20 protein-coding genes are annotated in these 26,061 nt (G+C 28.8%); 8 read left to right on the forward strand and 12 right to left on the reverse strand.

The genetic code is table 11. The features are described from left to right. Window positions 1-236: 236 nt before the first annotated feature. The 5 genes from KQI30_RS10595 to KQI30_RS10615 form a co-directional block, all read right to left on the reverse strand. A complete protein-coding gene (locus KQI30_RS10595; protein ID WP_216463279.1) occupies window positions 237-1,769 on the reverse strand; it encodes an apolipoprotein A1/A4/E family protein in 1,533 nt (510 codons plus the stop codon). 19 nt (window positions 1,770-1,788) lie between these two features. Next, window positions 1,789-2,646 carry an ABC transporter permease gene (locus KQI30_RS10600; protein ID WP_216463280.1) on the reverse strand — a complete coding sequence of 286 codons (858 nt, stop codon included), beginning with the start codon at window positions 2,644-2,646 and terminating at the stop codon, window positions 1,789-1,791. Window positions 2,647-2,657: 11 nt separating this feature from the next. Continuing rightward, window positions 2,658-3,584, reverse strand: coding sequence for an ABC transporter ATP-binding protein (locus KQI30_RS10605; RefSeq protein ID WP_216463281.1), 927 nt, complete (start codon window positions 3,582-3,584; stop codon window positions 2,658-2,660). Next, complete coding sequence (locus tag KQI30_RS10610) at window positions 3,584-5,938, reverse strand: hypothetical protein (RefSeq protein WP_216463282.1); 2,355 nt, start codon at window positions 5,936-5,938, stop codon at window positions 3,584-3,586. The genes KQI30_RS10605 and KQI30_RS10610 overlap by 1 nt, the downstream gene beginning before the upstream one ends. Before the next feature lie 238 nt (window positions 5,939-6,176). Then, window positions 6,177-7,319: a trans-sulfuration enzyme family protein gene (locus KQI30_RS10615; RefSeq protein ID WP_216463283.1), complete on the reverse strand. Its 1,143-nt coding sequence runs from the start codon at window positions 7,317-7,319 to the stop codon at window positions 6,177-6,179. 308 nt (window positions 7,320-7,627) lie between these two features. Here KQI30_RS10615 and KQI30_RS10620 point away from each other — a divergent pair, with 308 nt between their 5' ends. After that, window positions 7,628-10,096, forward strand: a complete 2,469-nt coding sequence (locus tag KQI30_RS10620) for a peptidoglycan-binding protein (RefSeq protein ID WP_216463284.1) — start codon at window positions 7,628-7,630, stop codon at window positions 10,094-10,096. A 101-nt stretch (window positions 10,097-10,197) separates the two neighbouring features. Here the strand turns inward: KQI30_RS10620 and KQI30_RS10625 are convergent, their stop codons facing one another. From KQI30_RS10625 to KQI30_RS10640, 4 genes are all read right to left on the reverse strand, one after another. Beyond that, window positions 10,198-10,818 carry a DUF4004 family protein gene (locus KQI30_RS10625; protein WP_216463285.1) on the reverse strand — a complete coding sequence of 207 codons (621 nt, stop codon included), beginning with the start codon at window positions 10,816-10,818 and terminating at the stop codon, window positions 10,198-10,200. A gap of 18 nt (window positions 10,819-10,836) precedes the next feature. Continuing rightward, the gene (locus KQI30_RS10630) at window positions 10,837-11,214 is read right to left on the reverse strand and encodes a hypothetical protein (protein ID WP_216463286.1); all 378 of its coding nucleotides are present in this window, start codon (window positions 11,212-11,214) and stop codon (window positions 10,837-10,839) included. Window positions 11,215-11,322: 108 nt separating this feature from the next. Continuing rightward, a complete protein-coding gene (feoB, locus tag KQI30_RS10635) occupies window positions 11,323-13,434 on the reverse strand; it encodes a ferrous iron transport protein B (protein WP_216463287.1) in 2,112 nt (703 codons plus the stop codon). Window positions 13,435-13,465: 31 nt separating this feature from the next. Then, entirely contained in the window at window positions 13,466-13,696 is a 231-nt protein-coding gene (locus KQI30_RS10640) for a FeoA family protein (RefSeq protein ID WP_216463293.1), read from the reverse strand. A gap of 188 nt (window positions 13,697-13,884) precedes the next feature. On the opposite strand from KQI30_RS10640, the gene KQI30_RS10645 reads away from it, so the two are divergent. From KQI30_RS10645 to KQI30_RS10670, 6 genes are all read left to right on the forward strand, one after another. After that, the gene (locus KQI30_RS10645) at window positions 13,885-14,307 is read left to right on the forward strand and encodes a metal-dependent transcriptional regulator (protein WP_253287473.1); all 423 of its coding nucleotides are present in this window, start codon (window positions 13,885-13,887) and stop codon (window positions 14,305-14,307) included. Window positions 14,308-14,386: 79 nt separating this feature from the next. Beyond that, window positions 14,387-15,784, forward strand: a complete 1,398-nt coding sequence (locus tag KQI30_RS10650) for a hypothetical protein (RefSeq protein WP_216463295.1) — start codon at window positions 14,387-14,389, stop codon at window positions 15,782-15,784. 495 nt (window positions 15,785-16,279) lie between these two features. After that, window positions 16,280-17,023, forward strand: coding sequence for a DeoR/GlpR family DNA-binding transcription regulator (locus KQI30_RS10655; RefSeq protein ID WP_216463296.1), 744 nt, complete (start codon window positions 16,280-16,282; stop codon window positions 17,021-17,023). 2 nt (window positions 17,024-17,025) lie between these two features. Beyond that, window positions 17,026-17,937, forward strand: a complete 912-nt coding sequence (gene pfkB, locus KQI30_RS10660; RefSeq protein ID WP_216463297.1) for a 1-phosphofructokinase — start codon at window positions 17,026-17,028, stop codon at window positions 17,935-17,937. 21 nt (window positions 17,938-17,958) lie between these two features. Continuing rightward, entirely contained in the window at window positions 17,959-19,845 is a 1,887-nt protein-coding gene (locus KQI30_RS10665) for a PTS fructose transporter subunit IIABC (RefSeq protein ID WP_216463298.1), read from the forward strand. A 126-nt stretch (window positions 19,846-19,971) separates the two neighbouring features. Continuing rightward, window positions 19,972-20,202, forward strand: coding sequence for a hypothetical protein (locus KQI30_RS10670; RefSeq protein ID WP_216463299.1), 231 nt, complete (start codon window positions 19,972-19,974; stop codon window positions 20,200-20,202). 128 nt (window positions 20,203-20,330) lie between these two features. On the opposite strand, the gene KQI30_RS10675 is transcribed toward KQI30_RS10670, so the two are convergent. Then, entirely contained in the window at window positions 20,331-20,771 is a 441-nt protein-coding gene (locus KQI30_RS10675; RefSeq protein ID WP_367397848.1) for a L,D-transpeptidase, read from the reverse strand. A 190-nt stretch (window positions 20,772-20,961) separates the two neighbouring features. Here KQI30_RS10675 and KQI30_RS10680 point away from each other — a divergent pair, with 190 nt between their 5' ends. Continuing rightward, entirely contained in the window at window positions 20,962-22,059 is a 1,098-nt protein-coding gene (locus tag KQI30_RS10680) for an SLC13 family permease (protein WP_216463300.1), read from the forward strand. Window positions 22,060-22,160: 101 nt separating this feature from the next. Here the strand turns inward: KQI30_RS10680 and KQI30_RS10685 are convergent, their stop codons facing one another. Both KQI30_RS10685 and KQI30_RS10690 read right to left on the reverse strand, forming a co-directional pair. Then, window positions 22,161-24,239: a family 43 glycosylhydrolase gene (locus tag KQI30_RS10685; RefSeq protein WP_216463304.1), complete on the reverse strand. Its 2,079-nt coding sequence runs from the start codon at window positions 24,237-24,239 to the stop codon at window positions 22,161-22,163. Between the two features lie 73 nt (window positions 24,240-24,312). Further along, a complete protein-coding gene (locus KQI30_RS10690; protein ID WP_216463305.1) occupies window positions 24,313-26,022 on the reverse strand; it encodes an endo-1,4-beta-xylanase in 1,710 nt (569 codons plus the stop codon). Window positions 26,023-26,061 lie beyond the last annotated feature (39 nt).

The following is a 26,061-nucleotide window of genomic DNA, read 5'->3' on the forward strand; positions in this document are numbered from 1 at the left end:
ATCGTTCTATTGAGCGAAAACACACACACCCTCGGAAAACGCACCATTACAACCAAAAATCCTGTATTTAGATTGTAAAATCCAAATACTAGAAACAAGTCCGTTTAACCGCGGATTTATTTAGTATACCATTTTTTCTGATATCTTTAAAGTGATATTATAAAAAAGTTATATGGAATTTATAAACATTCCTTAATTTGACGACATTGACTGTGCACTGACAACTGTGCACTGATTTATTTCAGCCCCTCAAAATAATCCTTAACTACATCCTTCAAACTATCTGGCATTGACGAACTATCTAAATTATTCAAGGCTTCATTACTATAATCTTCAACATACTTGGTATAATTATCCTTACTCCCACTAGTGTTAACTCCATTTTTAGTAGTAATACTTTGTGTATTGCCGCCTTCATTTTTTCCACCAGATAGATTACCATCATTACCTACTTCCCTACCTGGTATATAAATTTCCTCTGCAGATTTTGTAGTATCTACCCTTTCAGTTCCATTCTTACTACCAGTATTCCATCCTCCACCTAATCCACTACCTGATCCGTTACCATTTCCATTACCGTTATCATTGCCACTTCCATTACCATTGCCTGATCCATTGCTATCCCCAGAACCATTATTTCCTCCTGGCTTTTTGCCACCATTACTTTTTGACTTCATCGATGCTAATGCTCCTGATAAATCTTCCGCACTTATCTTTCCATCCATAACACCATCAGCTGCACTACTTAATGCTTCTTTAAGATCTTCACTATTTACTGCCATTGCTGCATCTGAAAAACTGTTACTTAACTTACTTTTCTCAGCATCACTAAGACTATCTAATGACTTGTTTAAATCCCCTAATGCCGTTGCTATTTTTTCTTTATCACCAGTATTTATTGCTTCTAATAACTTCTTTCCTTCTTCGGTATTCATTAAATTACTTTTTACTGCATTTTCATCTTCCTTAGCTTCCTTCTTCATATTTTCCTTATATTCTTTTAATAAGTTATTTGATATTTTTTCTATATCCTTTTTCCCTTTTTCTGATGGAAGCTTGTCTTTTAAATTTTCTAACTTTTTTTCTAACCTTTCATTAGCTTTATCTAAGTCTGATTTTTTATCACTTTCTTTTATTTGTTCCTTTGCTTTATCTAATATATCCTTTAATTCTTTCTTTTCCTCTTCAGTAAGATTATCTATCTTATCAATATCTTTCTCTTCTTTTTTTATCTCTTCAATTATTTCTTTCTTTGTTTTATTTAGCTCTCTAATCTTGTTCCCTTTTTCTGTAGCTGAAGTGTTTATAAAAGACATTGAAATACATATTACTGCAAACACTAGAGCCAATATCGCTTCCTTCTTTGGAAATCTTATCGGTAACTTATCCTTTATATTAAATTTTCTTATTGCCTCTAATGTATCCTCTCTTTGAGCTATTGCAAAATCATCTTCCTTGCCTCTTAATTCTAAATATGTAGTTACTCTTTCTTTAAGTCCTTTTGAATCAACTATTAGCGCAACTTGTTTCTTTCTATACCTTTTAACAAAAGAATAGCCCACGGAAAGTATCACTAAAACAATGATACTTCCATAAGCTATTTCACTCCTAAAAGGTATAGGTAAAAATAGTGATAAACCTATTACAAAAATAGAAATACATAGAGCAATATTTAAGCTAATTACTAAATTTCTTATGATAAAATTTACCCCTATCTTTATTGAGGCTTTTTTTATAAAATTATCTATTTCTCTTTCTAAAGCCTTCATACCATTCACCCTTTATTTCTTATTTTTTTAATATCTTCTTTTTGTTTAATGGATTTAACTTATATGCTGACAATAATACTAGTATAACTGTAATAACTATTTGTACAACTACAGAAATTAATACTGCATGGTCACTACATGGAATAATATATATACCACCAATCATACTTAATTTTATTCCTCCGACTTGATTTATTAGCATTGATACAAAACCAATAATCGGACTTAAATAGCAAAACACTGGTAACTTAGCATTGCTTGATCCACTCTTTACATCAATGGTCAGTGCCATCCATACTGCTGATACTATTAATATAACAATAAATACAAATAGTGTAACACCATAAGTTGTTGCTGTTGATGCCTTTGATGTCTTAATAACAGTAGATATAAATAATCCAATAGATCCTACGAAAAATGTTGCAACTATAAAAAACAAACTTAATGAAACAATATTACCTATATTAACACCACCAATAAAAAAGGTTATTGCATATACAGGCATAGTGGCTATTATTAATATCACTACCTTACTTACAGAAGATATTAGTTTTCCAACAACTATAGATAAAGGACTCATACTTGTGGATAACAATATATCTAAAGTTTGTTTTTCTCTCTCTGAACATATCACTGTTGCTGTTAGCGCTGGCACAATAAAAAGTAATAAAATTGCTTCAATAAAAGCTATACTTATGTATACAAATATATTTCCTGACAAATCTATTCCTCTTGCATTAACATCAACTATATTTACCTTAAATAAAAATATACCGCCTATTGATAATAACGCTATAAAAACTAATATCATCATAGAAAATCTAATATTTCTAGTAGCAAGTCTTCCTTCATTTTTTAAAACTGGATTTATCCTCATACCTCTTCCCCCTAACTTTCAACATTCTCAGTTAACTTTATAAATAACTCTTCAAGATTTCCTTCAGACTTATTAAATGAAGTAACTTTTATATTTCTATTAATTAAGGTTCTAAGAACTTCTGCCGCTTCAGCTTCATTACCACTTAAACTTGCAGTAATTTTATTTTTATCAAAAGTAACTTTACCTATTGTAGGAATTTCTTTTAACACCGTTACAGCTTCTTCTACACCATCTATTACTGTAATAAATAAAGGATTATTCCCCTTTGCTTCTTCCATAATCTCTTCCACAGTGCCTTGGCATACCATTTTACCTCTTTCTATAATTCCTATATTAGTACATATCTCACCAAGCTCTGATAATATATGAGAACTTACTATTATGGTCTTGTCCATTTCTCTTAAATTTTTTAATATATTCTTCATTTCAAATCTAGCTCTAGGATCCATTCCAGAGGCTGGTTCATCTAATATAAGTAATTTAGGATTGTGCATAAGACATCTAGCTAAACATAATCTTTGTTTCATACCTCTAGATAATCCATCAACATAGGACTCCGCTTTATCCTTAAGATTTACCAATTCTAATAAATCCATCCCTATCTTTTTTCCCTCATTATAACTTAACCCATAAATAGAACCATAAAACTCTAAATACTCTATAGCTTTCAAATTATCATAAACTCCAAAGAAATCTGGCATATATCCTATTTTTTCTTTTAGTTCCTTATTTCTTTTTATAGCATCTATACCATCTACATAAACTTCACCACTATCAGGAGTTAATAATCCTGCTACTATCTTCATAGTAGTACTTTTCCCTGCACCGTTAGGACCAATAAATCCAAATATCTCACCTTTATTTATCGTAAGATCTAAACCATTTAATGCTTTAAAACTTCCATATGTCTTTTCCAATCCCTTAATAGATAGCATTATTTTTCCCTCCCTGATACAGAAATTTGTGGAATGGTCATTCCTTCTTCTTGATTTGCAACTATTCTAACTCTTACCGTATTATCTTTTAAGTAACTATCAAGATCTTCAATATCACGTACTTTTCCAGTTTTCAAATCAAATTTTTCATATTTACTTGTGTTATTATTGTAAATTTCAACTTCTTCCTCTTCATTATAAGAATAATTGCTACTTGGTATAGAAAAACCTATATTTTTTACAACTACGTTACTATCTATCTTATAATCCATTTCAATTGTTCCATCACCCCAAATTACTGATCCTCTATCAAGGCTTATTCCCGGGCTCATAGTAACAATATCCATATTAAAATACCCTACAGGATAATTTAAATTTCCATTTTCATCTTTGAAATCAATATCTACTTGTCCTATCATTGTGGTTATATCATATTTAGATAATTTCTTCTTATCAAAATTAAAACCATAATCTATCTTCTTATCAGTAATAGCAATATAATAGACACCAGTACTTTCTAATTCTTGTGATAAAGAAGTTAATATATTTGCGTTTATAAATAAATTTTTTTCACTTTTCTTACCTATATAATAATTATTCTGCATCTCATATGAATACTGCTCTAAACCACCATTATAGGTACTTTTCAATTTATTTATCTTAATATCCTTACCTTCTCTTATATCTCCTAAATCCCATATATTGTTTCCAGAAACCACTAGTAATTTATTAATATTACAATCTAAATTATTTCTAATAGTTCCTGATATACCTTCATTTACATAATTAAGTTTTGTTTCTAACTTCCCTACAGATTCTTCTCTGCCAACTATAGAAAAGTTTCTAATATTTAAAGCCCCATTATCTTTAAATTCATAAAATGCTTTTTCATTTTTATAGATTGTTCTTACACCTAATTTTGTTGGTTCACTTTTTTCATCCATAGAATATCCATAATCATTTGTAATATACTCAAGGGTAGTACCTTCTACCTCTTCTACAAGTAAATCATCCTTACTCTTATTAGCTATACCAATATTACCTTTAACTATGCCAACTCCATCTTCATCAACGTTTATTATATTTACTTGATTAAGTATAATATCTTTAAACCTTGTAGAACTTCCAATTCCATATATCACTACTGTAAATACTATAGATAATACTGGTATTACAATCCATAAATATTCATTTTTCTTAATTTTCTTAAGAATAAAATATGCACCTAATCCAATTGATAATACATAAATAAGAAATACTAGAGAAATCACTGTAAAATTTATCTCCTTATCCATTGGAACCATACTAGAAGAATTATTATCGTAATATACTCCATGCATTTGGTAATTTTCAAGCTTCTCATTTAATCCACCAATTAGTATGTTTTGCCAAACCTCTTTATTACCTTTAAACGAAGCAATTGGTTCTGTCCCTAAGTCAAAAGTAGCTACATATATATTTCCTTTTCCTTTTTGTACAGAATAAATTAATGTATCACTACCTGATTCTAATTCCTCCTTAGAATTTTTAATACTTAAATTAGCAACAGTAGCTATTAGATTATCTCCCAAAATATTTATACTTTTATCTTCTTTTCCATCAACAGTTAAATCTAATAACTTACTACTTATTCCACTTGCAGTTTTATTTACATTTACCCCAGTTCCAATAATTAAAGTTCCACCATTTTTTACCCAATTGTTAAGGTTCTTATAATGAACTTCTTCTAGTTTTGAAATAGAAAAGTTATTTATTACTATTACATCTAGAGCTTCAAAATTTCCAATATTACCTGCTAATTGATCTAATGATAATGGAACATTGGTAACCTTTCCATCTCCTAGATCTCCATACTTACTTTTATCATATTGAAAATTCATATCGCCAAGATAACTTATGCCATTAAAGTCATCTGTTAATGTTCCTATAAATAAATCAAAATCTAATACTCTACCAGAATCAACTAACATCTTTTTTTTGGCTACTTCCTTATTTTTTTCAAGCAGTACTACTGTAGCTTTTTTATTTTCTTCCCCTAATTTTACTGGTATTGTTATATGTTCTGTTTTTCCACTTTCTATAACTACTTCTTTAGCATAGGCATTATATGTATCTCCATCGTTAGAATTTACTCTTACCTCAACGGTTCCCTTAATATCTTTTTCTGTTTTATTACTAACATCAATATTTACTGGAATGGAATCTGATCCTTTATATTTTCCTTCAATCCCATAAGTTGTATTAATCTCAATCTTAGAATTTTCACTTGCTTTTGTATCATAAGCTGCAAAAATTGTACATAAAATCATCAATATCATAGTTAATAATGATAATTTTTTAAACCACTTCCCCATTTTGTTCCTCCTATAAGGTTTTTTATAAATTATAGCATGAATTAACGATTTTTCAGATTATTATAAAGTATTTGTAAGAATTTTTTAAGAATTTAATATTTTGATATAGAACGTTTGTTATCTTTTAATTAGAAAAAGGCTTAAGTACATTTTCTAATATTGTACTTAAGCCTTTTTTATTGGAACTTTCAATAAATGAATAAACTAAAATTATAACTTCTTAAACTTTATATAAAAACTACTTTTTACTATTTTCAATAGCTCTTCTTATCTCATCAATTAGATCATTTTTATCTTCAATTCCCACTGATAACCTCAAAAGTCTATCATTAATTCCTAAAGCTTTTCTAGCTTCTTCTGGAAGTGCTGCATGAGTCATTGTTGCTGGATGACATAATAGTGACTCTACTCCACCTAGACTTTCTCCAAAGGTTATTAATTCTAATGAATCTATGAACTTTTTGAAATCATACCTTTCTTTTAGAGTAAAAGAAATTACAGCTCCAGCTCCCCTTGCTTGCTTTTTATTTATTTCATAACCTGGATGTTCTTTTATTCCTGGATAATATATTTTTTCTATAGCATCTTGTCCTTGCAAAAATTCCACTATAGCTTTAGCATTTTCAAGATGTCTATCTAATCTAACTGAAAGAGTTTTTATTCCTCTTATCAATAGATATGAATCAAATGGTGGTAATACTCCTCCTGTAGAATTTTGAATAAAATGAAGTCTTTCTCCTAACTCTTCACTATTTACTACTACTAAGCCTGCTACAGTATCAGAATGTCCTCCCAAATACTTAGTAGCAGAATGTACTACAATATCCACTCCAAACTCCAATGGGTTTTGCAAATATGGAGTCATGAATGTATTATCTACTATTGTAAATAAACCAGCTTCCTTTGCCACCTTTGAAACTTTCTCTAAATCAGTTATTGTTAACAATGGATTTGTTGGTGTCTCAATAATTATTGCCTTTACACTTTTATCCACACTACTAAAATCGTAATTATTAAAATCTTTTACCACTTCATAACTAAGGTTAAAATTACTAAAAATTCTATCTATTACCCTAAAAGTACCTCCATATAAATTATCATTTATAAGAATTTTATCTCCACTTTTAAATAAATTTAAAACTGCTGTTATTGCTGCCATTCCTGAAGCAAAAGCAAATCCTCTAACTCCATTTTCTAAATCTGCTATAAGTTTTTCTACTGCTTCTCTTGTAGGATTTCCTGTTCTTGAATATTCATAGCCTAAATTTTCTCCAAACCTTGGTTGCTTATAAGTTGATGTTAAATATACAGGAACATTTACTGCTCCAGTGACCTTATCTCCATCTATTCCTCCATGTATTAACTTTGAATTCAAATTCATATTCACACCTCATTCCTATCGTTTTACTTGGTTTTTTACGAAATAAATTTGTCTTAAATATTTATCCCTCTTAAACAACAAATAATTTTCATCATAATTACCGCTCCTTTAAAATCTTGTTTTCCTATAGGAATTAGTATATTCTTCCTTATTCTTTTCGTCAACTACTTTTTTCTATTTTTTCTAATATTTTTATTTTGTATTATTTAATATATTATCATCTTTATCCTAAAATAATGTTATTACGAACCCCCACCTAGTATTTTTCATATTATAAACAGTAAGGTAACAATTTTAAGGAGATTTTTATGGGTTTAGGAAGACTGCAAGTCCAACTTTACATCGGAAGAGAAGCACGACCAGTAACTAATGCTACTATTACAGTAAAAAAAGTTTCTAATGGTACCACTATTGCTGAATCAAATTTTAATGTAGATAGTAATGGTAAATCACCTCATATAAAATTAGAGACAAAAGATAAAGATTTAACTTTAAAACCTACTAAAGATTTAGTTCCTTATGAAACATATGATATCTATGTTAAAAGTACAGGATTTAAAGATGTTATAATCCATGGTGTAGAAATCTTTGATGGCATCACTACCCTTCAAGAAATAGCTATGCTTCCAAGTACAAAAGGAAAAGAAAAAGCAGAAGTAATAGATATACCTAAAAATGCATTACTCTTAGATATACCTAACAAACAAGTAGGTTCACGTCCTACTAGCACTTATGTATTAAGAGAACCTTATATTCCTCAATATATTACAGTTCATTTAGGTTCCCCTGATTCTTATGCAGAAGATGTAACGATTCCATTTATAGATTATATTAAGAATGTCGCTTCTAGTGAAATATATCCAACTTGGCCTACAGAATCACTAATATCAAATATTAACTGCCAAGTTTCTTTTGCCCTAAATAGAATCTATACTGAATGGTATCGAAATAAGGGATATAGTTTCCAAATTACTAACTCTACCGCTTATGATCAATACTTCGTAAAAAATAGAAATATTTACGATAATATAAGTAAAATAGTTGATTCACTTTTCAACGTTTATATTGGAAAAATCGGTTTTGAGGAGCCATTATTTGCTAAGTATTGTAATGGTTCAACTGTAACCTGTAACGGTCTTTCTCAATGGGGTACAGTAGACCTAGCAAACAAAAATTACTCTGCCCTAGAAATTCTCAGATATTACTATGGAAATGATATTGAATTAAGACAAACTAGTACAATAGAAGGTACCTTAGAATCTTATCCTGGTGAAGTATTAAAATTAGGAAAAGAAGGAGCTGATGTTGAAACAATTCAAATTCAACTAAATAGAATTAGTGATAATTATCCTGCTATACCAAAAATATATCCTGTAAATGGCATATATGATGAAAATACAGAAAAAGCTGTAAAGTCATTTCAGAAAATATTTAATCTTACTGCCGATGGTATAATCGGTAGAGCAACTTGGTATAAAATTTCTTCAATATACGTTGCTATAAAAAGTTTAGCTGAATTAGAATCCGAAGGCGAAGAACTACCTTCTTCAGTAACTTACCCAGGAATATTGAAAAAAGGTTCTACCGGTGAAGCAGTAAAACAACTTCAATATTTCTTAAGTGCTATTTCCGCTTATTATGAAGATATATATTCTTTAAAAATTGATGGTATTTTTGGAACTAATACCGAAAATACAGTAAAAGATTTTCAAAATGCCTTTAACCTAGAAGTAGATGGCATTGTAGGCAAAAAAACTTGGAATAAAATATATAACACTTTCAAAAGTATCGAAAAAAATCTAGAACAAGGTATAGTAAAACCTTCCGAATATCCTGGCTATGTATTAAAAAAAGGTAGTACAGGACATGAAGTTAAAAAGATTCAATCATACCTTTCATCTATAGCTTCTAAATATACTGTACTACCAAATATATCTGCTGATGGACACTTTGGTTCAAAAACAAAAGCTGCCGTAATTGCTTTTCAAAAATATTTTGGATTAAATCCTGATGGAATAGTTGGTCCTACTACTTGGAATATGATTTTTGATGTTTACTCTAAATTAGATTCTACAAATAAAGCTAATACTCCAAAACTATACTATGAATATCCTAATATAGAATTTAAAATAGGTGACTCTGGTAACTGGATTAAAGTATTACAAGAAATATTAAATATAATTCATAGAGATAACTCAAAAATTACTCCATTAATACTTGATGGTGAATTTGGTGAAAAAACTCGTGAAAACTTAGTAATATTCCAACTAGAAAGTAACCTCGATACTAATGGAATAATCAATAAAAATACTTGGGATGCTATGATGGATGAATATATAAATGCTTACTTTGGCAAATATGTAAATGAAGATAATAGAAATGCAAATAATGATTGCTTTAATGCAAGACCTGCTTTAATCGGTGCTGATATAGAAGTACAACATGCTCATTCTTGTCCTTCTTGCGTACAAACTCCTGTAAATACTGCACCTAACACCATTATTTATACTTCTAATCAACCTACAGAAAAATCTAAAATTTATGAAGATGCAACTATAGTATGTCCAAAGTGCCCAGAATGTCCACCATGCCCTCAATGTCCACCATGTCCACCTTGTCCTTCTTGCCCTGAGCATCATAGTCATCATCATAAAGAAAAAGATATTTATGGAAAGAAATTTAAGAAGTGTAAGGATTGGAAGAAAAAAAAGAAGAAGAAAAAGAAAAAACATCACCACCATCATTGTCATAATTGTGGAAATTGCTATTATTGTTAAAATATAATAAAAAACCTATTGCAAAAATTCATCTTTTTCTGCAATAGGTTTTTTGTATATTCTTTTTAGCTCATCTTAGTTTAGGATTTACATATTACAACTTATATTCTTCCATATAAATTTACTTCTTCTAAAACCTTATATAAATTTATGTTATAAATTGTTTTTGCCTCATTATCACAAATTATTTCTTCTCCCTTTGCTACATAAAAAAAGCAAACTCCCAATTTTCGTTTTATCAGTAATACTGAATTTTCCTCTATCTTTAAAAATCCTTCCTTTACTGACTTTGTTATATTATTAGCTTCATCAATACTAACAACACCAGATGTTATAAGATCATTATATATTCTAAGAGCAAATAGCTTATCACTATAGTAATATTCTTCTCTTCCATAACCTTCTTCAAATTTTTCTAGAATAGGTTGTGAAACAATGTTATGTTCTATAATATACTGACGCTTTATTTTTATATTTTCATTTTTAGATAATAATTTATCAGCTAATTCATCTAATGAAATTTCATCTTTTAATTCTAAGATTTTGTCTATACGCTCTATAATCTTTGACTTCGGAAAAAATGTTTCTTGCCCTGTTGATACACTCTTTTTTATAAACCATTCCTCTGGTATCAAATTTTTTCTCTTCCATCTATAAAGCTGTCCATAGGATATTTCCTTTTCTCTTAATAAATCTTTCTTAGAAATTAATTCTTCACACATACTCTCTCACCTACAACACTATTTCCGTCTACTTCCTTCACAATTTCCGTTAACATATAATGAACCGCTACATTTCATTTCTTCAAAATTCACATCATTATTAATATTAAGCGCTCCACTAGTTTTTATATTTTTTGCCTTTACTACTCCACCAATCTTCGCTGATCCGCTAATCTTTATATTTTCTTCTACTTCAGTACCGCCATTAATATGCATAGATCCAAATACACTTAATGAATTCGAATGTATACTTCCTTCTCCTTTAACAGAACCAGATATCTTTATATCTCTTGCCTTTATATTACCTAATATTTTTACACTACCAGAAACGGATATATTCTCATATTCTCCTTCTACTATACTTCCTGATCCAGATAACTTCATATCACTTTTCATAATAACCCACCTTTCAGCGTAACATTGTTACGTTGCTAATTAAAAAAATACTTGTTTGCAAACATTATAGATATAGCGTAACATTGTTACGCTATATAGTCAATACTTTTATAAAATAAAATTGTATACTGTTTTGGTTATAAAACACACGGTAAAAGCTATTACAGTAGGTAATAAAAAAGATACCAAAGTCCACTTTTTGCTTCCTGTTTCTTTTTTTATTGTAAATAAAGTAGTTGCACAAGGCCAATGAAGTAAACTAAATAACATTGTATTTAAAGCTGTAAGCATCGTCCAATTATTATTAACTAAAATTGTCCTAAGTGAATCTAAACTAGAAAAATCATTGATAGAACCTGTAGCTAAATATCCCATTAATAGTATAGGTAAAACAATTTCATTAGCTGGTATTCCTACAATAAAAGCCATTAATATAAATCCATCTAATCCTATAAATTCGCCAATAGGTTGTAGAAAATTAGAAATATGGGTCATTACACTTGCATCACCAATATAAATATTAGCTAAAATCCAAGTTATAGCCCCTGCTGGTGCCGCTACAACAACAGCTCTTCCTAAAACAAATAATGTTCTATCTAAAATTGAACTATATAAAATTCTTCCTATCTTAGGTACCCTATACGGAGGCAATTCTAGCGTAAAACTTGAAGGTATTCCCTTCAATAACGTTTTTGACAATACGTATGATACTAACAACGTTATTCCTATCCCTATAACTATAATTATTGCTATTGCCAATGTTTGTATGATAGAATTTGTAAACATATTAGTAGTTGTTGCAAAAAAAATAGTAGCTATTGCTATAAGGGTAGGAAACCTTCCATTACACGGTACAAAATTATTAGTCAAAATTGCTATCATTCTCTCCCTTGGCGACTCAATTATTCTGCACCCAACAACTCCAGCAGCGTTACAGCCAAATCCCATACACATTGAAAGACATTGCTTTCCATGAGCACAAGCTTTTTTAAATAGATGATCCATATTAAAAGCCACTCTAGGTAAGTAACCTAAATCTTCAAGTAACGTAAATAAAGGAAAAAAGATAGCCATCGGAGGTAACATTACAGATACTACCCATGCCAATGTTCTATACATTCCTAGCACTACTACCCCATGCAACCATCCTGGTGCACTAATATAATTAAAAAAGTCTGTTAGTTTATCTTGCAATGCAAATAATACATTAGCTAATAGCTTAGAAGGATAATTAGCTCCCTGTATAGTTATCCAAAATATCAATCCTAATAATACTAACATTAATGGAATTCCCCATCTTTTCGATGTTACAATATCATCAACTTTTTTATCTCTATTAACTTTCTTAAGATCCTCTTTCACATACTTTTCTTTTATCTCATTAGCTTTATCATAATTTCTTTTAGAAATTTTCTCTCTTAACTTAATCTTGTCTATTTTGTAATTTAATTTATTTTGTATTTCCTTTGCAACATTAGTATTAAACTTTTCACCTAATTCATCTATCTTATTGAAAATATTAACTTCACTGTCCAAAAGTCGTAATGCTATCCATCTTTTATTTATACTATCATATTCCTCCAACAACTTTGATGTATCTGCTACCATCTTTTCTATATCATCATCATAAATAACATTATTACACTTAATGTCTATTTGATTGAAAGCAACTTTTTCTATAATATCTTTTAGTTCATTCATGCCCTTACCTTGTCTGGCTGCCGTCAATACTAATGGAATACCTAATTCATTCTCTATTCCATCTTTATCTATAGTAATATTTTTCTTTTTAGCTTCATCTATAAGATTTATACAAGCAATCACCTTATCTGTTAATTCCATAACTTGAAATACAAGATTAAAATTTCTTTCTAAACAAGTTGCATCAGTAACAACTATTACTGCATCATAATCTCCATAACAAATAAAATCTCTTGCTACCTCTTCATCTATAGATGATGAAAGTAATGAATATGTTCCTGGCAAGTCTACCAGAACATATTCATTACCATTATACTTAAATTCTCCTCTCGCATTGACCACAGTTTTTCCGGGCCAATTTCCCGTATGTTGATGAAGCCCAGTTAAATAATTAAAAACTGTACTTTTTCCTGTGTTTGGATTACCTGCTAGTGCAATAACATACTGACCTGGCTTTCTTTCAATATTAAATATATCCTTCATAGCTGTACTTTTAGTTGATTGAGCTGTTAACCCCAACAGTATCACTCCTAAGATAATTAATATATAATCACTTAGCCAAAGAAACTTTAATTAAAGAAGATTCTTCTTTTCTAAGTGCAATCATAGCTCCACGAATTCTATACACAGTTAAGTTATTTTTAGGTCCTTTACGCAATACCTCTACAACTGCTCCATTAGTTAATCCTAGAGACATTAACCGCTCTTTTAACAATTCTCCAGCCTCATTTGATGTAACTATAGCGGACTTACCTGTCCCTACTTCTGATAACATCTCCATTTTATTTTCCTCCATAAATCACAAAATTCATAAGTATATTTGTTAGATTAATCTAACTTTTATTACTTAATATATACTATTCGTAATAAAAAAATATCGTTACACATTTTCAATTCATTGTATATATGTACTACTACACTATTTATTAAAATATATATATTTGTAACTATATTTTTGAGGTGATCTCTTTGACAGATAAAAATACCTTTCATACATTTAACACATATCTCAACAACAATCTTATAACTGCTTCTATGGAAGATTATATAGAAATGATTTATAGACTTTCTTTAAACCAAGGATATACACGAATCAGTGAATTATCACATGCTCTTAATGTAACAGCACCGTCTACAAATAATATGGTGAAAAAATTATGTTCACTAAAATTAATTAAATATGAAAAATATAGTGCTATAGAATTGACCGATTCTGGAAAATGCTATGGTGAATATCTCTATAACCGTCATAACATAGTTTTCAAATTTTTATCTATTTTAGGTGTTAAAGATTCTATATTAGAAGAAACAGAAAAAATTGAACATGTAATAAATGAGGAAACTTTGAAATGCATAAAAGTTTTTATAGATAATTCAATAAACTCCCATTAATATTAATAATTTCTATATTTTTATAAAACTTTATTGTATAATATTACTATATTGTAAATTTTATAAGGAGTTGTTATCTTTGGAGAAAAAATTATTAAAAAATGAACTTTCTGTAATTAAGAGAACCGATTTAGAATCTTTAATATTTTATCTTTCTGAAACAGATAGCAATATTAATAATTTAATTTTAAACTGGATTCAAAAAATTAATGCCTCAAATAAACCTAGTTCTATGATTCATACATCTTCAATATCTATGATACCTAAAACTATTATCGATGAATCTCCTCAAGAGCTATTATGGAAAAAGTGGGATATCCTTTCTAGGCTTCTTTCCAAATTCGAGAATGAGAATACTTATTCTGACCAGGATTTATCTGACTTTTTTAATATAATAGATGACTTAACTTTAATAACATCTAATAAAGAAATTGATGATACTTGTAAATCAAAATTAATAAATAAAATCTTTGTATATTACAATAATTTAGATGATACTATGAAAGATACCTTTTTAGACTTTTTCTCTAGTTTATGTGATAATTCAAACTTATGGACTCAACTTGTAACATTACTTGAAGAAAAACCTAGTGATAGTGATTATTTATTTATAATGAATATATATAAAGATAAATTAAATAATGAAGAAAAATTCTTAAAAATCAAAAAAGAAAAGTTCGGTATGACTTCTTTTGAATTAGCTAAATATTATATAAATACAAATCAAACTGAAAAAGCCACAGAAGCTTGTGAAGAAGCGTTACTAAATAACGAAGAACCAAAATCTGATATATATAACTATCTTTTAAATTACTATATAGAATATAAAGAAGAAGATAAATTAAATAAGCTAGTAAACGAATCTTTTAATAATATAGATATTACTAAAAATATAATAACAAAGGCCCTAGATTATTATTTAAATAATGATAATATGTATGAATATAAAAAGCTATTATTTTCAGCTTTTAAAATACCGTATGAAAAAAATTATCTTGAAGAATATAAAAAAATCAAAAAATCTATGGATGAAGCTGAATTTATTAATATACGTCCAAACCTGCTAAACATTGTAAAATTTGGAATTAATGCAAAAAAAGATTATTTACAAATATGCCTTTTTGAAAAACTTTACGATAATATCATTGAAGTATTGAAAAATGTTAAATCTACCCCTATAGAATATAGTGATTTTAAAATGTTAGACAAGTTTGCGGATCACTTAAAAGAAAGATTTCCTATAGAAATAATTGATTATTATATATCTGTGTTTGAACTTTTGCTACAAGTAAATACTGATACCTCATATGATGATGCAATTCAGTATATTACAAAAATTCAATACATATATATACAAATTCTTAACTCCACAGAAAAGTGGATGAATTTCCTTTACAGAATAGAATTAAAATATGGTGAACAAGTTGATTTAATAGAAAGTATACAAAACCTAGTATCTGATGATGAAGAGTCTTAAATTATCTTTACGGAGCTGTCGCACAAAAAAGTTATAGATCAAAGTGCGGCAGTTTTTTCATCAAAATAGAATATCAGTGCACAATTAGGGGGCTAATGAAGGCTGCGCTTTCATGTAGCTTGAACTAGGAATTCATGATTAGTGAAAACAACACTTAAGTATAACAGTTTTATATATGCACTAGATATATCTATAAATACAATTGTACATCTCACCGCCCTAAGGACTATAATATTTTCTATGCAGGGGAAAATTAACCTTACTTGTGCCTTGTGCCATCTAACCTGTGCCCTGAAATTACCCTGACCTGTGCCATAATAAAAAGAGGTATCGCTAACAACTTTTCATTTGTTAATGTGATACCTCCTTTTTTTACAATACACTGTATAAATTCAAAACTCTTTTGATTGTTTTTGATTTGTTTTGATTATTTTTGATTATAACTATTGATTTTTTGATTTATTTTGATTATTATATAACCAAGGAGTGATGTAAATGTTAACAGAAGAAAGACATGAAATTATTCTTAAAAAATTGAAAGAGCAATCTACCATTACTGTGACAGAATTAGTCACTCTACTAGATGCATCAGAATCAACTATTAGACGTGATCTAAATACTCTTCACAAATTAGGTCTTCTAAAAAAAATACATGGTGGAGCAACTATAATTTCAAACACTAAATTTAAAGAAGAAACTACAGTTAATATAAAAAAAGAATTAAATTTTAATACAAAGCAAAAACTAGCTAAGTACGCAGCTTCTCTTATTAATGATGAAGATATAGTTTATATCGATGCAGGAACTACTACTGAATTAATTATCGACTATATAGATGCTAAAAATGTTGTATTTGTAACTAACGGTATAGTTCATGCAAAAAAATTAATTCAGAATAACTTTAAAACTATAATTTTAGGTGGTGAAGTAAAACTTACTACTGAAGCTATTGTAGGTATCGAAGCTGTAAACAGTTTAAAAAAATACAACTTTACTAAAGGTTTCTTTGGTACCAATGGTGTTACTTCTGAAAGAGGATATACTACACCAGATCTAAATGAAGCCCTTGTAAAAACAGAATCTATAAAAAGATGTAATGAATGCTATGTCCTATGTGACGAATCAAAATTCAATGAAAATAGTTTTATTACATTTGCAAATATAGATGATGCTATAATGATTATCCCTAAATGTACTAACAATTTCAAAAACTTTACTGAAGTAATGGAGGTAGACTAACTATGATAAAAACAATTACCTTGAACCCTTCCCTAGATTATATTGTTGATGTAGATAGTTTTAAAGAAGGTATGGTTAATAGATCAAATCACGAAGAAATCTTTGCCGGTGGAAAAGGAATTAATGTATCTATCGTCTTAAAAAATCTTGGAATAGATAATGAAGCATTAGGCTATATTGCTGGATTTACTGGTGATGAAATATCAAAACGTTTATCAGAATTTGGAGTTCATTGTGATTTTGTTAAATTACATGAAGGTATGTCTAGAATTAATGTAAAACTTAGAAGTGACAAAGAATCTGAAATAAATGGTCAAGGTCCTAAAATTACAAATGAAGATATTTCAATTCTTAATGAGAAGTTAGATTCTCTAAATGATGGAGACATATTAGTATTAGCAGGTAGTATTCCTAATTCTCTTCCATCTGATACTTATGAAAATATTATGAGTAGACTACAAGGTAAGGGAATAAAATTTGTAGTAGATGCTACAAAGGACTTACTTTTAAATGTTTTAAAATATAAACCTTTTTTAATAAAACCTAATCATCATGAATTAGCTGAAATATTTAATACTACACTTTCTACTAAAGAAGAAATAATTGCTCATGGTAAAAAACTTCAAGAAATGGGCGCTAAAAATGTTCTTATTTCTATGGCTGGTGATGGAGCTATATTAATTACAAGTACTGGAGAAATATATTTTAGCGAAGTTCCTAAAGGTACTCTAAAAAATTCTGTTGGTGCTGGCGATTCAATGGTAGCTGGTTTTATTGCAGGATTTATAAGTACTAATGATTTTAAGGAAGCTTTTAAAATGGGTGTTGCTACTGGAAGTGCTAGTGCATTTTCTGAAGGTCTAGCTACAAAAGATAAAGTATATGAATTATTAGAACAACTTAATGATATATAGAAAACTTACGAGGTGAAAAATATGCGAATTATTGATTTACTTAATAAAAATGGAATAGACCTTGATTTTAATGTTAATTCAAAGTCAGAAGCAATTGATAAATTGGTTGATTTAATGGATGCAGCAGGAAACTTAAACGATAAATCAGCATATAAAGAAGGTATTCTAGCTAGAGAATCTCTTAGCACTACAGGAATAGGTGAAGGTATCGCTATTCCTCATGCTAAAGTTGCTGCAGTAAAAAAAGCTGGTCTTGCAGCAGCTGTTTCTAAAGCTGGTGTAGATTATGATTCATTAGATGGAGCACCTGCTCACCTTTTCTTTATGATTGCAGCTCCTGAAGGTGGTAATGATGTACATCTAGAAGTATTATCAAGATTATCTACAATATTAATGGATGAGTCTTTTAGACAATCACTTATAAATGCAAAAGATAAGGATACATTTTTAAAACTTATAGATAACAAAGAACGTGAAAAATTTGATGAACCTTCTGAAAAGAAAGAATCTTCAAAAGATGGCTATAGAGTACTAGCTGTAACAGCTTGCCCTACTGGTATTGCTCATACTTTCATGGCAGCTGAAAGCCTTGAAAATAAAGGTAAGGATTTAGGAATCTCAATCAAAGTAGAAACTAATGGATCTGGTGGTGCTAAAAACGTTCTTACTGCAGAAGAAATTGCAAATGCTGAATGTATAATTGTAGCTGCTGACAAAAATGTTGAGATGGCTCGTTTTGATGGCAAAAAAGTAATAAAAACTAAAGTTGCTGATGGTATCCATAAAGCAGAAGAGTTAATAACTAGGGCAGCTGCTGGCGATGCACCGATTTATCATCACTCTAATGGAAACGATCACAAAGAAAATGAATCATCTGATAACGAAAGTGTAGGTCGTAAAATTTATAAGCACTTAATGAATGGTGTTTCTCATATGTTGCCTTTTGTTATTGGTGGTGGTTTGCTAATAGCTCTTGCTTTCTTATTTGATAATTATGAAATAGATCCTTCTAACTTTGGTTCAAATACACCTTTTGCAGCATTCTTAAAGAAAACTGGTGATATTTCATTTGGATTCATGCTTCCTGTATTAGCTGGATTTATAGCTATGAGTATCGGTGATAGACCAGCACTTGCTGTAGGTTTCGTTGGTGGAATGATTGCCAAAGATGGTGGCTCTGGTTTCCTAGGTGCTTTAGCCGCAGGTTTTATAGCTGGGTATCTAGTAGTATTACTAAAGAAAGTATTATCATACCTTCCAGCATCATTAGAAGGTCTTAAACCTGTATTACTTTATCCACTACTTGGTATACTTGGAATCGGTGCAATTATGTTCTTCTTAATTAATCCTCCAGTATCAGCAGCAAATAACGCTTTAAATAATTTCTTAATGAGTATGAATTCTAGCAGTAAAATAATACTTGGAGCATTACTTGGTGGTATGATGGCTATTGATATGGGTGGTCCATTCAATAAAGCAGCATATGTTTTTGGTACAGCAGCATTAAGTGCAGGTCAATTTGAAATAATGGCTGCAGTTATGATCGGTGGTATGGTACCTCCACTTGGAATTGCATTATCTTCAACATTCTTTAAAAGTAAATATAGTAAACGTGACAGACAATCAGCATTAACAAACTATATTATGGGATTATCATTTATTACAGAAGGAGCTATTCCTTTCGCTGCAGCTGACCCTGTAAGAGTAATACCTGCTTCAGTTGCAGGATCTGCAATAGCTGGTGCATTATCAATGGCATTCGGATGTGGACTTAGAGCTCCTCATGGTGGAATATTTGTAGTTCCAGTTATAAGTAATCCTTTTGGATTCTTAATAGCATTAGCTGTTGGATCTGTGGTATCAATGTTTATACTTGGTATAATAAAGAAACCTGTAATAGAAGACTAAACTTATTTTTTAATTAAAAAGGTATCGCATTAACAAATGAAAATTTGTTAGCGATACCTTTTCTTATTTAGTATATTTTCTATAAAATAATCAGAAACTAATTTTATACTATAAGGAGATGATATTATGACTAATAACAATATGAAATCTGACTTAAATAATATAAAAAATGACTTAAAACATTTCGGATCTGACATAGCTAAAGATGCCAAGTCAGCAACTCATTCTACAGTAAGTGCAATGTCTAATTTAGGACACACACTAAAAAATGATGCAAAAAAATTCAGTAGTGAAATAAGTACCGATGCTCAAGAAATGATTAATAAAGCACAAGAATATATTAAAAAGAACAAATGAAAATTATAAAAACTGTTGCATTAATAACTAAAAATTTATAAGCAATAGTCCCTTTTATCATGACACAAGGCACAAGTAAGGTTAATTTTCCCTATACCTGTGCCTTGTGCCATCATACTTGTGCCATATTACTCTATATGAATTGCACTTCCTATAGTAACATTATCCCATAACCACTTTGCATTTTCCTTATCCAATCTTATACACCCGTCTGATAATTTCATTCCAAGTCTACCATCTCGTATGCTTCCATCTAAATTATATATTATAGAATGAAATAAATAATTTCCTTTAATTTGAGTATAATAATAACACTTATATCCTCTTTCAACACCAAAATAAAGACCTTTTGCTCCAACCTTAAAGTCACCAGTAATTGTTGGTGTTGATGGTTTGCCTATTGTACACAAATAAGTTTTCTCTAATAACCATTTATTATTTTTTCTTATAAATACGTTAGTTCTAAACTTTTTCAAATCAACAAAAATGAAATATTTAGTATTAATGTAATAATTATTCAAATTAACCTTTTCGGTAATTTCTGTTCCATAATCACCCCTATATGCAATATTATCTTCTTTCCTTTTATAACTTATATATATCCTGTTTTCTAATAATCTTATTCATATTTTCCCTTATATTTATTGCTTATTCTTTATTCTATGCAATAATAATATGTAGTGCCTAAATTTGAAATTTTTATTAATATACTATAAAATCATTGATATATTTTATTATTAAAAGGAGACGATTATAGTTATGAATTCTATAATTCAATATATAAAAAATGAAGTTGTTTTATTTATTGCAATTATTTTAGCATTAGTAACTTCATTTTTTTCTATACCAAAGTTAAGTTACATAGATTTTAAAGTTCTAATACTTTTATTTAATTTAATGATAGTTATTGCAGCATTTAAAGAACTTAATCTTATGAACTACATTGCATCTATTTTTATAAAAAAATGTTCAAGCTATAAAAGCCTTTTCATAGCTCTTATTTCTATGTGCTTTTTTTCATCTATGATAGTTACTAATGATGTATCTTTAATAACCTTTGTACCCTTAACTTTGATAATATGTTCATCTATTAGTATAAATCCAATAAAAATTATAGTTTTTGAAACAATTGCTTCTAACTTAGGAAGTTCATTAACACCTATGGGAAATCCTCAAAATCTATTTCTTTATTCATACTTTAATATATCACCAATAGAATTTTTTAAAATTACATTACCCTTAATTTTAATATCTTTAATTCTACTTTTAACATTTATACTAAAAGAAAAAAACTATAAGCTAAACGTAGAAATATCAAAAACAGCTATAAATAATAAAAAATTAAGTATTATATTCTTTCTATTATTTATAATAATACTTTTATCTGTATTTCACATAATTAATTATAAAATTGTATTTATTATAACAATAATAACTACTATTATTTTTGATAAAAAATTATTAATAAAAATAGACTATTCATTATTAATAACTTTTATAGGTTTCTTTATATTTATAGGGAATATCTCTTCAATAGAAAGTATCCGTATATTTATTAGTAATATATTAAATAATAATTTAACCACATATATTGGTGGAATTATCAGTAGTCAATTCATTAGTAATGTACCTGCAACAATGTTACTTTCTGGATTCACAGATTCTTATAAGGAACTTTTATTATCTGTAAATATTGGTGGATTAGGTACCTTAATTGCATCATTAGCTAGTGTTATTTCTTACAAACTTTATTCAAAGGAATTTAAAAGTGAATCAAAATTATATTTAAAAGAATTCACTAAATATAATTTTATATTTTTAGTTATTTTAGCACCTATTATATACTGCTTTATATAATTCACAGTTATAAAAGGGACTACCACACTAATTTATAATGCAATAGTCCCTTTTAATTTTGTAAAAATATTAATTTGTAAACTTATAAATAAGTTTCATTATTAACTAAATTGCCATCCTGCTACATGATATCCTTCACCACGGAATACAAAATATAAATCATGAACATTACTAACAGATTTAGTAAGATTAATTTCTACCTTCTTATAGTCTTTTCCATTTGAATCAGCTGCTAACGTTACTGTTAATTTCTTAGCATTGCTTCCTAGGTTAACAGACTTTACTCCTAGCCAGTCTCCTGTATGAATAGAATCAATAACCATAGCTTTTTGTGTACTAGAATACTTTGTCTTTAATCCACCATTCCATGCCATTGTTGTAGCATTATTGTATTGACGTCCATTAACATTGCTTAAAGACTTTGTTATACCTGTGTAAGTACCTTTAGCCGTCATTGTTTTACTTGATGTATTTACATTTAATTCATCTATATGAAGATTACGATAACCTTTTGTAGAATTATATGCTGATTTTTCTAATATGTTTGTATGATATAAGATATAGTATTTTCCTTTAAATTCAAAAATTTTATGATGATTGTTTCCACCTATTCCATTGAATTGTGATCCAGTACTAGCAAATATTTCACCTTTTTGTTGCCATCCTGTCATTGGATTCTTACTTGTCATTAAATATATAGCACCTTTATTAGATGTATTTGTACTGAAGTTTGTACAATAACTGTAATAATAAGTATCTCCTATTTTATTTATTTCACTATCCTCAAATAATGATGCTGGACTCATCTTTACAGGATTTCCTGCAAGACTTACCATGTCATTTCCTAATTTTACAACTCTTGCAGTTCCAGGATTATTTACATCTTTTCCATCAATACCTCCACCAAAATAAAGATATCCTGTACCATTATCGTCTACTAAAACAGCTGGATCAAATAGCCATGGTACTTCAGCCCCTGAACATCCAGGTGTGCTTCTAGATATTAAGGCTGATGATCTAGGTGATTTCCAAGGTCCTGTTGGCGAATCTGCAGATAATACTCCTATTCCATTAGCTCCATTTGCAAAATATAAGAAGAATTTATATGTTCCATTCATCTTCTTTTTACAAATTGATGGTGCCCATGCATTATTTGCCCACCCTGTAGTTGCTTTTACATCTATTTCACCTTCATCTCTCCAGTTAACTAAATCTTCAGATGAAATTACTTTTAGTGTATGTGTACTATATTTATTTCCTTCAATTTTACCACTTGAATCATATTTAATTTTATCTCCTGTACCATATACATATAATCTACCATTATATTCAACACAAGTCGGATCTGCCATAAAATCTTGTGTTATAAGTGGATTGCCGCCTAGATTTCCATTATACTTCTTATAACTTTCAGTTAATTTTGGAGAAGAAGTATTCTTATCTTGTTTATTTGCTGGTGTATATGGGTCTTTAGTTGTATCTTCATACCCATCCCCATTTACTGGTACTGTACCTATCTTATTACTTGAAACATTTGCTTTATCAATGTAAACTTCAATAGATCCTAATTTATTGGAACTACTTGAATTATTATTTGAATTATTATTTGAATTATTATTTGAACTATTACTTGCTTTTGTAGATTCAAATTTCCATTGTTGATTTTTCTTATTTTTTCCTAAGCTATATTGAATTACATTTGTCCCATCTGTTTTTTTAGCTCTTTCTGCATCTAATCCTTTTTTGGAATTACTAACTTTTGTTGCTATATTATATACATTTTTTGTAGAAGTAGCTTTTAATGAAAATTGTTGTGCATCTCCTGAATATGAACTGTATATTTGCACATTAGCACCATCTTTATCTGTACCATTTGCAATATCAAGCATATATTCGCCTAACGCACTCTTTATTGTTACATAACCATTTCCAAGATTTTTTACATACCACTTTTGATTATTTGCTCCTGTACCTTTTGATATTTCAACATTTTGTACATTTTTACCTTTACCATCTTTAACTTGTAGATATTTTTGTGCATTTATATTCTTTATATAATACCATCCATCAGATATAGTATTACTTGCTGCAAATACAGTGCTTGACCAATTACTTAATAATCCTGCTACCATAAAAATTATAAGCAAATAATTAATGCCTTTTCTTAATATTTCCTTCATCTTTTTCTCCCATCATGTCAATTAGCATTAAGTTTTAGATTACCATAAAAATTTTATATGGTAATCTATATTATTAATAATTTGAACTAGCTTCTATTACTGAGTAATATGCTTTCTTAGGTTTATTAATATCTGAGAATAATAGTGGATATCCATTTTTTATCCACGACACCTTGTCAGATAATCCCCAGAAAGTTAAACCAGTAATATTTGCACCACTCTTCTTCTTAGCATTAAACATCTTCATTAAATCTGAATAATATTTTGCTTGTTCAGCTTCTTTAGCTGATATACTATTACCATCACCAATAGCAACATCTAATTCAGTAATTTGAATTTCTAACTTAGCATTTTTAAATTTTTCTACAGCTTCACCTACATATGATACACTTGGCCATGTTAATTTTAAGTGAGTTTGCATTCCAACACCATCACAAAGTGTACCGTTAGAATTAATATATTTAATCATATTTACTATTTTATCTGGAATTTGATATGTATTATAATCATTGTAGAATAACTTAACTTTATTACGTACTTTATAATAATTCAACATATCATTAGCATATGTGAAAGCTTTCTTAACAAATGTTGGTTTTTCTCCTTCATTTCCATAAATTTTTACCCAACTAGAGTTATTACTTGAACTATGTAAATATTCATTAACAACATCCCAAGCATATACAACACTACTATATTGACCTGAATGAACATGTGCTATAACATTTTTAACATAATACTCAAGACGAGCATCCATAGTAGATTTACTTACATATCCTTGATTATTAGAAAAATTATTTTTAAAGAACCAATCTGGAGTTTGTGAATGCCATACTAATGTGTGAAATCTTACACTTAAGTTATTATCTTTAGCTATCTTTAATGCTTTATCAATATTTGAGTAATTTATTTCAGGAACATATTGTTCTGAATATCCATCTGGAATTATATACCCCTTTTTCTTAGCTTCTGCTACTGTTATCTTTGTAGGATTATATCCTAATAAGGCATCTGGTTTCATTTCATTTTCCATAGTTATACTATTGTAGTGTTTTTTTATGAATTCTAGTGTAGTCTTATCTTGTAATTGTGCTAGTGTTACAGCAGAACCTACTTTACCATATATATTAGTATATGCTCCTTTTAAACTATCTTTAGAAGTAGTCGTCGTATTATTATTATTATTGTTGTTATTGTTATTGTTGTTGTTATTATTATTGTTGTTATTACTATTTGAACTACTACTTGAGTTTGTAGATTCAAATTTCCATTGTTGATTTTTCTTATCTTTTCCTAATGTATATTGAATTACATTTGTACCATCTGTTTTTTTAGCTCTTTCTGCATCTAATCCTTTTTTTGAATTACTAACTTTTGTTGCTATAGTATATACATTTTTTGTAGATGTAGTTTTTATAGCAAATTGTTGTGCATTTCCTGAATATGCACTATATATTTGTACATTAGCACCATCTTTATTTGTACCATTTGCAATATCAAGCATGTATTCACCTAAAGCACTTTTTATTGTCACATAACCATTGCCAAGATTCTTTACATACCACTTTTGATTATCTGCACCTGTACCTTTTGATATTTCAACATTTTGTGCATTTTTACCTTTACCATCTTTAACTTGCAAGTATTTTTGTGCATTTACATTCTTTATGTAATACCATCCATCAGATATAGTATTACTTGCTGCAAATACAGTACTTGACCAATTACTTAATAATCCTGCTACCATAAAAATAATAAGCAAATAATTAATTATTCTTTTCATTTTATCACCTTTCCCTATTTAGATTTTAGCCTTTACGTC

Source organism: Clostridium bornimense, from assembly GCF_018917145.1.
GTDB classification, from domain to species: Bacteria; Bacillota; Clostridia; order Clostridiales; family Clostridiaceae; genus Clostridium_AN; species Clostridium_AN bornimense_A.